The organism is Promineifilum sp. (SeqCode), from assembly GCF_041918635.1.
Classification (GTDB): domain Bacteria; phylum Chloroflexota; class Anaerolineae; order Promineifilales; family Promineifilaceae; genus Promineifilum.
Genome location: NZ_JAYRVJ010000706.1, coordinates 1 through 11,425 on the forward strand (window position 1 = coordinate 1; position 11,425 = coordinate 11,425).

At 67.2% G+C, this 11,425-nt stretch carries 8 protein-coding genes and 1 pseudogene; 7 read left to right on the plus strand and 2 right to left on the minus strand.

Annotation, left to right across the window (positions count from 1 at the left end; genetic code table 11):
* The 3 genes and pseudogenes from ACE3UY_RS20725 to ACE3UY_RS20735 form a co-directional block, all read left to right on the plus strand.
* Positions 1-625 (plus strand): annotated as a pseudogene (locus tag ACE3UY_RS20725) (hypothetical protein); the annotation flags it as partial.
* 9 nt (positions 626-634) lie between these two features.
* On the plus strand, positions 635-1,624 hold the full coding sequence (locus ACE3UY_RS20730; RefSeq protein WP_374689380.1) for a formylglycine-generating enzyme family protein: 990 nt from the start codon (positions 635-637) through the stop codon (positions 1,622-1,624).
* 300 nt (positions 1,625-1,924) lie between these two features.
* On the plus strand, positions 1,925-3,250 hold the full coding sequence (locus tag ACE3UY_RS20735) for an MFS transporter (RefSeq protein ID WP_374689381.1): 1,326 nt from the start codon (positions 1,925-1,927) through the stop codon (positions 3,248-3,250).
* Positions 3,251-3,288: 38 nt separating this feature from the next.
* Here the strand turns inward: ACE3UY_RS20735 and ACE3UY_RS20740 are convergent, their stop codons facing one another.
* Positions 3,289-3,732, minus strand: coding sequence for an HNH endonuclease (locus ACE3UY_RS20740; protein WP_374689382.1), 444 nt, complete (start codon positions 3,730-3,732; stop codon positions 3,289-3,291).
* Between the two features lie 9 nt (positions 3,733-3,741).
* Complete coding sequence (locus tag ACE3UY_RS20745; RefSeq protein WP_374689383.1) at positions 3,742-4,146, minus strand: hypothetical protein; 405 nt, start codon at positions 4,144-4,146, stop codon at positions 3,742-3,744.
* Positions 4,147-4,224: 78 nt separating this feature from the next.
* Here ACE3UY_RS20745 and ACE3UY_RS20750 point away from each other — a divergent pair, with 78 nt between their 5' ends.
* The 4 genes from ACE3UY_RS20750 to ACE3UY_RS20765 all read left to right on the plus strand — a co-directional run.
* A complete protein-coding gene (locus ACE3UY_RS20750; protein WP_374689384.1) occupies positions 4,225-4,758 on the plus strand; it encodes a hypothetical protein in 534 nt (177 codons plus the stop codon).
* A complete protein-coding gene (locus ACE3UY_RS20755) occupies positions 4,755-5,249 on the plus strand; it encodes a DUF6141 family protein (protein ID WP_374689385.1) in 495 nt (164 codons plus the stop codon). Before ACE3UY_RS20750 ends, ACE3UY_RS20755 begins: the two co-directional genes overlap by 4 nt.
* A 516-nt stretch (positions 5,250-5,765) precedes the next feature.
* Complete coding sequence (locus ACE3UY_RS20760) at positions 5,766-10,652, plus strand: right-handed parallel beta-helix repeat-containing protein (protein ID WP_374689386.1); 4,887 nt, start codon at positions 5,766-5,768, stop codon at positions 10,650-10,652.
* Between the two features lie 183 nt (positions 10,653-10,835).
* On the plus strand, positions 10,836-11,425 hold a 590-nt coding region (locus ACE3UY_RS20765), incomplete at its 3' end, for a hypothetical protein (RefSeq protein WP_374689387.1).

Consider the following 11,425-nt stretch of genomic DNA (forward strand, 5'->3'; position numbering starts at 1 on the left):
ATGGATGGCCCGCACCGTGACGGGCGAGGGCATCGCCCCGGCCGGCGACACGACCGCGCCGCTCCGCTACCAGCATTACAAGAGCGGCCCGCTGTTCGCCTGTCGCGTCAATGGCGGCTTGCCCTGTGGCTGGGGCGCGGTAAAGGTGATGGTCGCGTTTGGATTGATGAAGGGCGCCCACGCCGGCGCGCCCCTACTGATTGAGGAGGCCATCCGCCAGGGCGCGGCGTTCCTGCTGAGCGTTGACCCCGCCACGGCCGCCTACCCCACGCCTAACGGCGACGCGCCGAGCCTCAAGTGGTGGAAGTTCAGCTTCCCGCTGTTCTACGTGGCCGACGTGCTGCAAGTGGTGGAGGCGTTAACGGCGTTAGGCTATGGCGACGATCCGCGCCTGGCGAACGCCCGGGCGCTCATCCGCAGCAAGGCCGACGCCGACGGCCGCTGGCGGCTGGAACTCGACTACGCCGGCCAACTGTGGCCCGGCGTCACTTTCAGCCCCAAGCGTCCGAACAAGTGGGTGACCATCCGGGCGTTGCGGGCGCTGGGCGGCCCGCTTTCCCCTGCTCCCCCGCCCCCCCGCTCCCCGGCACGGTTGCCACTTGCCACTTACCCCCCGCCCCCCTAGAATGGAGGCATGATGGACGACCCCCAACCCATGTACGAAGATGACGCGACCCAGGATTTCTACCAGTTCATGGTGGACAACCTCGACGCCGACGAGCTGGAAGCGATGGCCTTCGAGATCGGCGTCGACCCCGGCGAACTGGACGGCGCGCTGGCCCCGGAACTGGCCGAGTCGCTGCTGCGCTATCTGGCCCAGCGCGACGACCTGCAACTGCTCGACCTGGCCCTACGCGACCTGTTTCCGGTGCAGTACGGCGAGACGTTCGGCGAGCGGCTGCGCGAGGATGCCCAACTGGATACCCGCCCGCCGCGTATCGACGGCTACCACCACGACGTGGCCGATACCGATCTGGTGCGCGTGCCCGGCGGCCCGTTCCCCTATGGCGAGACGCCGGTGGAGCACCTCGATCTGCCCACCTTCCACATCGGCCGCACGCCCGTCACCAATGCCGCGTACAAGCGCTTCCTGGACGCCAACCCCGACCACCGCGTGCCCTTCCTCGACGACGGCGACGCCTGGCCCTACAACTGGGATCCGGTCGCGCGCCTCTATCCGGCCGGTCGGGACGATCACCCCGTGGTGCTGGTCAGTTGGGACGACGCGCGCGCCTTCTGCGGCTGGGCCGGGCTGCGATTGCCCACGGAGCAGGAGTGGGAGAAAGCCGCCCGCGGCGTGGACGCCCGCCGCTACCCCTGGGGCGACGACGACGCCGACCCCGCGCTGGCGAACTACGGCGGCAACGCCGGCGAGACGACGCCGGTGGAGGTCTACTCGCCCGACAGCGACAGCCCCTACGGCGCGGCCGACATGGCCGGCAACGTCTGGGAGTGGACGGCGTCCCCCTACGACGAGGACGGCCCGGCGAGCGTCAGCGGGGCGCGAACGCTGCGCGGCGGCGCGTGGGACAGCGAGGAACTGGAACTGGAGAGCAACTTTCGCCGCGGCCGCGAGCCGGAGTTGCGCGCGCCGAATGTGGGATTTCGCGTGGCGGGGGAATAAATGGCTACGGATTCTGACGGATTGAACAGATGGAAGCGGATTGAACATTGGCTAAGTTGACCATTCGCGGCATTGATGGCGCATTGCATGAGGCGTTGACGGCTGGAGGCACTTCATCCAAAACAAACTCGCCTCCGGCCGTTTGCAGGACTTGGCCGACGTCGATCATATACAGGACGAATAGACCAGCTACGGATTTTCACATATATGACAGATGAGCACGGATTGAAGTGCGTTCAATCCGTGCTCCTCCGTTAAATCCGTGAAAATCCGCGGTGAATTCATTACAATCAGCGGCGCATGAATGAATACATCGTCCTTCTGCGCCGCAACCCCCACTTCCGCAACCTGTGGCTCGGCAGCGTCGTCTCCCAACTCGGCGACTGGTTCAACGTCATCGCCGCGGCCGAGCTCATCACCCGCCTGACCGATAGCGGCATCGCCCTCAGCTACCTCTTCCTGGCCCGCTTCCTGCCACTCTTCGTCTTCAGCCCGGTGGCCGGCGTGCTGGCCGACCGCTTTGACCGCCGCCGCCTGATGGTTCTCAGCGACGTGCTGCGCGGCGTGACCGTGCTCGGCTTCCTGCTCATTCGCGACCCCGGCGACGTCTGGCTCTTCTACCTGCTGACGGTCATCCAGTTCAGCCTGAGCGCCGTCTTCACTCCGGCCCGCGGCGCGGCGCTGGCCAATGTCGTCCGGCGCGAGGAACTGGTCGCGGCCAACGCCCTCGACAGCCTGACCTGGAGCACCATGCTGGCCCTGGGCGCCTTCCTGGGCGGCGTGGTGGCGGCCTTCTTCGGCGCGGAGACGGCGTTCGTGGCCGACGCGGCGTCGTTCCTGGTGTCGGCCTGGTTCGTGGGGCGCGTCGTGCTGACGCGGGAGAGCCGGCCGGAGGCCGGCGATCCGGCCGCCCGGCGGCGCTTCGCCTTCCTCGACGGCTTTCGCTACCTGTGGCGCGAGCCGTTCATCCTGGGCGTCGCCCTGGCCAAGGCGGGCGGCTCGCTCGTGTGGGGGGCCATCAACGTGCTGGAGATTACCTACGCCAACGACCTGTTCCCGCTGGCGGGCGCGGGCCGCTTTGGTGTATCCGACCCCGGCACGGCGACGCTGGGCCTCATCTACGTCGCCGCCGGGCTGGGCACGGGCGTGGGGCCGCTGCTCATGCGCCACTGGCTCGGCGACGCGCCGCGCCGGCTGGTGCTGGGCATCGGCCTGGGCTTCGTGACGATGACCGCCGGCGTGGCCTGGCTGGCGACCGTTGGCGGGTTGGGCGGGCTTCTGCTGGCGACGGTGGCCCGCACGCTGGGCACGGGCACGCTGTGGGTCTTCGCTTCGGCCCTGTTGCAGACCGTCGTCCCCGACCAGTACCGCGGCCGGGTCTTCTCCTTCGAGTTCGCCGCGCTGACGCTGACCCAGTCCATCTCCACCCTGGCCGGCGGCTACCTCCTGGACACGGCCGGGCTGCCGGTGCAGGGCGTCATGGCCGTCATGGCCGCCACGGGTGTGGCCGTTACGGCGCTGTGGGGGCTGTTCCACCTGCGCTACCGGCCGGTGTTGCGCGGCGGGGGGCTGCCCCTGCGCACCGCCGCCGGGCCGAGCGCCGTGCCGCAACTGCCGGAAGAGTAGGGGCGCACCTGCGTGTGCGCCCTGGAGTAGGGGCGCTATCAATCGGAATCTGTCGTGCTGACAGGCGCCTGCCAGCCGGCCATCAACCAGCGGCGACGCGCACGGCGTAAGTGCTCATTATTGAGCCACAACGCTGCGACGGTAGCGCGGCCAACGGCTGTAAGTCCGATGATCTCCAATCCGTCATCGCTCCACCTGAAGTGTTCGCTCCATGATTGCTGCCGAGGATTGAACAGGCGAGTCTCCGTACCATCGAGCGGATCGGGGAAGTGGGTTCGCGCCCCCTTGTGCCCATTACACAGCGGACAAGCCAGCCACAAGTTCACCTCAATGGTCTCGCCGCCAGTGGCCAGAGGAACGATGTGTTCGACGTGCAAAGGCATGCCCATATACTCCTCGGAGGACAGGCAGTAGCCGCAGCGATAGCCTGCCTGTGAGGCGACCCGACGTCGCAAAGAGTCAGGAATGTGGGAGCGGGCCAAGGCTGCAAACTAGTCTTGCACGGGGACACGATAGCCACGCCGGGCGAGGAGCAGCCAGGCATGAGACTTGCGCACCAGAAAGCGCCCATAGGCATCCATCAAGGCGTCCAAACGCGCCTGCTCATTCGCCTTCAGACCGTCGCTTCCCTGAGCTTCCAACAACGCTTCCAGGTCTGATTGCTCTTCGGGGCTAAGGGTAGACTGCGCCTCCCGCCAGAGGTCGCCATCCTCCAGGCTCGACAGGCGCGCCAACTCCTCGACCTGATCGGCCGGCAGATCGTCAAGCGGCGGCAGATTGTGGCTCAGGCTATCCAGAACAACGTCCGCCAACGGCCGCCGCGTCGCCTCGGCCACACGACGCGCTGACCGATAGAGGGATTCCGGCAGTTCCAGCGTGACAGTATGCGCGCTCATTTGCACCTCGCCCTCTATTCTATCAGACGGCCGCGATCATTTCACGCCCGCGCCAGAAGTATGCTATCATCCCCCCTCATGAACACCGCCCCCCTCTACCGCGAAGTCCAGCTTTATCGCCGCCTGCCCCCGTTCACCCTGTTGGCTGTTGTCGGCACGCTCTTCGGCTGGGCGCTGGTCATCTGGGTCGGGCTGCTGGGCCGGGCCATCGGGGCCATGACCCTGCCGACGTGGTTGGCGCTGGGGATTGGGTTACCGTTGGGCATTCTGCCGCTGCTGGCCTACTGGCGGCTACAGATGGTAACCGAGGTCTTCGCCGACCGCCTCGTCGTCCACACCGGTCTGACTGGGCGGGTCGTGCTGCCCTTTGACCGGGTGGCGGCCGTCGAGACGCGGCGCGAGGGCATCCACGACGACTACAACTCGCGCAACATCGGCGTCGTGCGCACCACACGCACCGCCTATACCGTGCTGAGCAACGACGGCGCGGAACTGACCCTCAAGGACGGCCGCATGTTCCTCATCGGCTCCGAAACGCCCGACGACCTGACCGCCGCTGTGGCCGCCGCCTGGCGCGCCGTCCAACCGCCAGCCGCCCAACCCGCGTTATGACCGCCTACGCTCAGCCCATCTTTCGCGAGGAGCAGCGCTTCCGCGACGTGTGGTGGATCATGCTGCTCGTCTTCGGCCTGGCCGCGCTCCAGTGGGCGCTGGCCATCCAGCACTTCGTCTTCGGCCAGCCGCCGGGCAACAACCCCGCGCCGGCCTCGATGACCCTCCTCTTCTGGATCATCTTCGGCAACGGCTTCCCGTTGTTCTTCTGGTGGCTGCGGCTGGTGGTGACGGTCTACGCCGACAAGGTAGACATTCGCTTTGCGCCGTTTGTCCGCCGCGTTATCCCCAAAGCGGAGATCGCCCGGGTTCGGCCGCTCGACTACCGGCCATTGCGCGACTTCGGCGGCTGGGGCGTCCGCGGTTGGGGCAATCGCGTCGCCTACAACGTGCGCGGTAGCCGCGGCGTCGAACTCACCCTGAGCGACGGCCGCGTCGTCGTCCTCGGCTCCCAAACCCCCGAAGCGCTGGCCGCGGCGATCAGCCATTAAGCACGGATCGGCGCGGATTGGACGGATTCAACGGGTTGGCTGGTATGGCTCAATCCGTTTAGCCCGTCCAATCCACGCCAATTCGTGTTTAATTCTTCTATGTTATTTTCACTAGATCGTAATCTAAACTGTAAGCCATATGGCTTACCCTATGTGGTACGGGCGTAGCGCCGGTGGCCGCCCGCATCTATCATCGCACCGGGCCGCTGTGTATGCCCTCATCGTACTCAGGACTGAGCGTATTGCGTAGGCCCAATCCTTCAGGGGGGATTTAGGGACAGGAGGTACTGTATCGGTAGTGGATAGCCAGTCGTAATCCGTGTCAGGCGCCGGCTTTACCGGCGGCCATTTGTTTCACCAGCCACGTAACCGACTATGCCCAATCGGCCGCGCTTGTCATTGCCGCGCGGCCGAGCGGCGAAGCTTTGCTCGTTGCCGAGACCCGACAGGCGACCAAGCGGTCGTCGGTCAGGCTCGCATGGCTGTATAGTTTACATAAAGGTAGAAAAGCATATCATGACTACTCGTTTCCCCCTCACCGGCCGCGTCCTCGTGCTGATGGCGCTGCTGCTGGCGCTGGCCCTGCCGTCTATCGCGGCGGCGGCCGGCCCCTGTACCACCGTCTGTTACGTCAACGCCGCCACCGGCAACGACGCCAACGACGGCGACACCCCGGCCACGGCCAAGAAGACCATCCAGGCCGCGGTTACCCAGGTCTCCGCGGGCGGTACGGTCAACGTCGCCGCCGGCGTCTACGCCGAGAACGTCGTCATCGCCAAGTCGCTCACGCTGACCGGCGCGGGCCAGACCAACGACGCCGCGGGTACGGTCTTGGAAGGCACGGGCCTGAACGGCTCGGGCATTTTCATCAACACCGGCATCACCAACGTCACCATCCAGAACCTGCGCGTCCAGCACTACAAGCTGTCTCCCGCGGCCGGCGTCTATGCCAATGGTCAGAACCACAACTTCACCGTGCAGAATGTCACCTCCGACGACAACGGCCTGGCCGGCAGCAACGGCGGCGGCGTCTACATGAACGGCCCGGTGGACAACGTCCTGATCGACCACGTGACGGCCACCAACAGCCGCAACCGCGGCATTGTCATCTGGAACGGCTTCAAGACCCACATCACCATCACCAACAACACCGTGACCGGCAACAACTGCTGCGGCATCGAGTTGCAGGACGGCACGGCCAGCGGCGTGACAGTGACGGGCAACACCGTGACCGGCAACCTCGACAGCGGCATGGCCTTCATCGGCCTGACCAGCGGCGCGGGGCCGAACCTGATCGCCAACAACACGCTGGTGGACAACGGCCGCTTCGGCATCGAGATCAAGCTGCCCAACGGCACTGGCGCGACCAGCGGCGACGGCAGCATCGTCGTCGAGGACAACAACGTCTCCATGACCGCCCCGGTGAACGACGGGATCAACCACCGCGACGCGGCCGGCATCTCCGCCTATCGGCGCGGCTGGGTGGCCGGCAACAACAACGTCGACATCCCCACCGGCGTGGTCATCCGCGACAACACCGTCAGCGGCTACCAGCAGCCCTCCACCAGCGACGGCTTCGGCATCGTCGTCGAGGGCCTGAACATGCACGTCAGCGGCAACACGCTGAACAACAACGACGTCGGCGTGCAGGTGCAGGCGGGCCATCTCCCCTACACGGCCAACACTAACGTGGACGGCAACCAGGTCAACTTGGCCGACACCTACTTCGGCCGCGGCAACTCCCCTGTCGGCTGCGCCGTCATCGGGACCAACACCTTCAGCGGCAACGCCGTCAACGTGCGCAACGTCAACGCCGGCGGCGGCGTGGTGACCAACACCAACACGGCCGAGACCTTCTGCAGCATCCAGGCGGCCATCAACGACGCCGACACGGCCAACGGCCATACCCTGCAGGTCTCGCCCGGCGTTTATGCCGAGAATGTCATCGTCAACAAGTCGCTGACCATCAACGGGGCCAACGCCGGCGTCAGCCCCAACGACACGGTCAACCCGCTGAACCCCAACGGTGCGCGCGGGCCGGAGTCGGAAGTGACCGTAACCGGCGGCAACAGCGCCTTCCGGATCGGCGCGGCCAACGTGACAATCGACGGCTTCAAGTTCACCGACTCGGCCGTGGCCCAGGCCAACGTGCAGACGCCGATGATCGGCGCGGGCGTCAACTTCGGCGGCGACGCGCCGGGGGTGAAGATCCTCAACAACCTGTTCTACCAGACCTCGCGCAACCTCGTCTACTTCAACGGCCCGGCCATCATGCAGGGCGGCACGGTGGACGATAACCGCGTGCAGAACCCCACCCGGCCCGACACCGGTTGCGTCGGCGCGACCGCGCCGAGCAGCTGCGGCCACCAGTTGTTCAACCTGTGGCAGACGAACAACCTGTCCTTCCAGGACAACGTCGTCATCGCCAACCCGGCCAGCGGCGACCGCATGCGCACGCTCAACATCACCAACTCGACCAACGTCCTGATCGCCGGCAACACGGTGCGCTACACCTGCATCTACACCTGCATCTCCATCCCCGGCACGGCCACCAACGTCGAGATCAAGGACAACGATTTGGTGACCGACGTGGGCAACGTCATCCAGTTCTTCGCCCCCAGTTCCGGCGTGGACGGCATGTGGCTGACGGGTACGGTCAACATCCACCACAACATCCTGACGACCGGCGCGGACTTCCCCGTCGTCGTGGACAACCCCACGGCCGACCTGGACAACGTCCACGTCAACCGCAACGCCATCAGCGGCGCGTATCACGTCCGCAACGGCAAGGCCGACCTGTCTGTTGTCGGCGCGGAGACGCTCGACGTCACCTGCAACTGGTGGGGCAGCGCCGCCGGCCCCAACCCGGCCAACTTCTTCGGCCCCAGCGACTACACGCCGTGGCTCTACACCAGCGACCTCGACGGCGCGTGCTTCATCGGCGGGACGATCACCGTGACCAAGCAGACCACGCCGAACGGCGACCCGGCGGTGTTCGAGTTCGACCCCAGCTGGCCGGGGCCGAACTTCACCCTGAGCGACGGCCAGAGCGCCACGTCGCCCATCCTGCCCGCCGGCCCCTACTCCGTGGCCGAGGTCAACCTGGTTGCCCCGTGGGTGCTGACGAACGCCACGTGCGACAACGCGGCGACCCCGGCGGCCGAGGTGGTTAACCCCGCCAACATCACCCTGGCCGACGGCGACGCCTGGACGTGCACCTTCGAGAACAAGAACGTCCCGCTGTGCACGACCCACTGCTACGTCGACGCCGTCAACGGCAACGACGCCGCCAACGGCGGCACGAGCCCCAGCGACGCCTTCAAGACCGTCCAGAAGGGCGTCAACACAGTGCAGACCGGCGGCACGGTGCACGTCCTGGCCGGAACCTATACCGAGCAGGTGACCATCGCCAAGTCGCTGACGCTGGTCGGCGCGGACGCGGCCACGACCATCATCAAGGCCCCGGCCAGCATTCCCGCCGCCGCCGCCCCGAACTCGGTCGTGGTGAAGATCGCCGGCGCGGGCGTCAGCGTGGACTTGAGCAAGGTCACCGTCAGCGGCCCCGGCCCGACGGGCTGCGGCAGCATTGGTTACGGCATCTTCGTGCGCGATGGGGCCTACGCCAACATCCACGACAGCCGCGTGCTCGACGTGCGCGACCAGCCCATCAGCGGCTGCCAGAACGGCGTCGCCATCCAGGTGGGAGCCGCCTCGCTGAATACCAACGGCACGGCCGACATCACCAACAACACCATCAGCGGCTACCAGAAGAACGGCATCAACGTCAGCGGCGCGGCCTCCTCGGCCACCATCGCCGGCAACACGGTGACGGGCGCGGGCGCGGTGGCCTTCATCGCCCAGAACGGCATCCAGGTCAGCGGCGGCGCGACGGCCGACATCACCGGCAACACCGTCAGCGGCCACTCCTACACGCCGTTCACCTACGTCTCCACCGGCATGCTGCTCTACGGCCCCGGCGCGATCAACACCGACGGCAACACCGTCAGTGAGAACCAGGTCGGCATCTACATCGTGGACGCCTCCGGCACGCACCAGAACAACGACGTGGACGCCACCGCTGCCGGAACCGGCTCGGCCGGCTTCTGGGGCATCGTCGTCGACGCGCCGCCGCCGACCCGCCAGCCGTCGCCCGCCGGCGCGGAAGAGGCCGGCCCGACGGCCGCCGCGCCGGCCCCGCAAGCGCCCGTCCAGACGGTCGTCCTCCGCGCCAACGCCCTCACCAGCGACGGCTCGGCCGGCGGCGTGGGCATCGAAGCCGATGGCGGCTACGGCTCCTTCGACATCGACCTGACCGTGACGAAGAACCTCATCCACGGCTGGGACTACGGCGTCGTCGTCTACGAGTGCACCTCCGGCTGCACCGGCACGGGCTTTGTGGACGTGGACGTGAACCGCAACAGCATTGCCGGCAACGTCAGCAACGGCGTGGAGAACATCTCGACGCTGGAAGTGGACGCGACGTGCAACTGGTGGGGCGCGGCCGACGGCCCCGGCCCGGTCGGCCCCGGCTCCGGCGATGGCGTCAGCGCCGACGTGGACTTCACCCCGTGGCTGGCCTCCAGCGACCTCAACGGCCTGTGCGCCGACGGCGTCTTCGTCTCGGCCGACAAGCTGGGCGTGACCAGCGCGGCGACCGGCGGCGTGGCCTTCGGCAGTGAGGACGTTCTGAAGTGGGACGGCGCGGTATGGTCGGTCTGGTTCGACGGCTCGGCCGCCGGCCTGACGGCCAAGAACGCCATGCACAACATCGACGCCATGTACATCCCCGACCCCAACGCGCCGGTGTTCTACCTGTCCTTCACCCAGAACGCCCGCGTTGTGCCCGGCATCGTCGGCAAGGTCGATGGCATGGATCTGGTCAAGTGGGACGGCGCGGCCTTCTCCCTCTACTTCGACGGCTCCGACGTGGGCCTGACGAACAAGACGCAGGAGAAGCTCGACGCCCTGCACATCCTGCCCGGCAACCTGTCGCCCGTGGGGGCCAACTGCCAGGCCTACCTGCTGCTGAGCACCCAGGGCCCGGGCAGCGTGCCCGACCCGGCCGGCGGCAAGAAGCCGCTCAAGTTTGGCGGCGAGGACGTGCTCGGCTTCTGCCTGATCAATGCGGGGGCCAACACCACCGGCGTGTGGCACATCGCCCTGGACGGCTCGACGCAGGACATGCCCAAGAACTCGCTCGACAGCCTGTCGGCCAGCGCGGACGGCATGACCTACTACCTGACGACGCGGGCCACGTTCCACGTGGACAGCGCCCACGGCGGCCACTCGATGGTCTACGTCTACGACGTGGCCACCCAGACCTTCAGCGGCCCCATCTTCGATGCCCCGGCCAACGGGCTGCCGCGGAAGGTGGATGCGCTGGAGGTGACGCTTCTGCCTTAATCATCCGGTGCGACCCACTTTCTGAAGTGGGTTGCACCTATCCCCCTGTTGGGGGGGGTTTCAACGTGCGACCCACTTTCTGATGTGGGTCGCACCCGCGCTCTTCCCTAGCCCCTAGCCCCTAGCCCCTAACCCCTATCCCCTCTATAATACCCCCATACCGCGGGCAAACGGGTCCTCACCTTGGAATCGTTGTTACTGAACGCCTTCCTGGCCTTTCTCATCCTGGTGGTGCTGGTGGTCGTCTTTGTGCCCATCTGGCTGGAGCGCAGCGCCAAGCGCAATCGGGCGCTGCGGCTGCAATACGCCGCCGAACTGGAGGCGCTGGAGCGCGACGCCCGCAAGCTGGAACGCGCCATCACCCCCTACGCCCGCGGCCACTCGGCCCACTTCCACACCGCCGCCGTCGCCGCCCGCGAGCGCGTTGCCGCGCTCGATGCGCGGCTGGCGCCCATCGGCGAGACGCTGGATGAGATGCGCTGCCCCCAGGTGTTCGATTATTCCCTGCCGGTGTTTCACTTCCTGCTGGCCCCGGGCGACGGCGGAGCCATCCTGGCCGACAACCGGCGCGTCGGCCGCCTCCGGCGCGACCTGCGCGCCGCGACGGCCGCCGCCACTGAGGCCACCGCCGCCGTTGAGGGGCTGGCTGCTCTGCCCGACCAGCTGGCCGCCGAGCGCGCCGCCGTCGCCGCCCGGCTCGACGCGCTGGAGGGCGCGCTGCGCGCCGAGCGCGCCGCGGGCATCGAGGCGCTGACCGGCCTGGAGACGGACGC

What these genes read in the sequence shown, in the direction of transcription:
- ACE3UY_RS20755 (WP_374689385.1), top strand. Translation starts at nt 4,755, where the DNA reads ATGACCGCCTACGCTCAGCCCATCTTTCGCGAGGAGCAGCGCTTCCGC.
- ACE3UY_RS20735 (WP_374689381.1), top strand. Translation starts at nt 1,925, where the DNA reads ATGAATGAATACATCGTCCTTCTGCGCCGCAACCCCCACTTCCGCAAC.
- ACE3UY_RS20760 (WP_374689386.1), top strand. Translation starts at nt 5,766, where the DNA reads ATGACTACTCGTTTCCCCCTCACCGGCCGCGTCCTCGTGCTGATGGCG.
- ACE3UY_RS20730 (WP_374689380.1), top strand. Translation starts at nt 635, where the DNA reads ATGATGGACGACCCCCAACCCATGTACGAAGATGACGCGACCCAGGAT.
- ACE3UY_RS20745 (WP_374689383.1), bottom strand. Translation starts at nt 4,146, where the DNA reads ATGAGCGCGCATACTGTCACGCTGGAACTGCCGGAATCCCTCTATCGG.
- ACE3UY_RS20750 (WP_374689384.1), top strand. Translation starts at nt 4,225, where the DNA reads ATGAACACCGCCCCCCTCTACCGCGAAGTCCAGCTTTATCGCCGCCTG.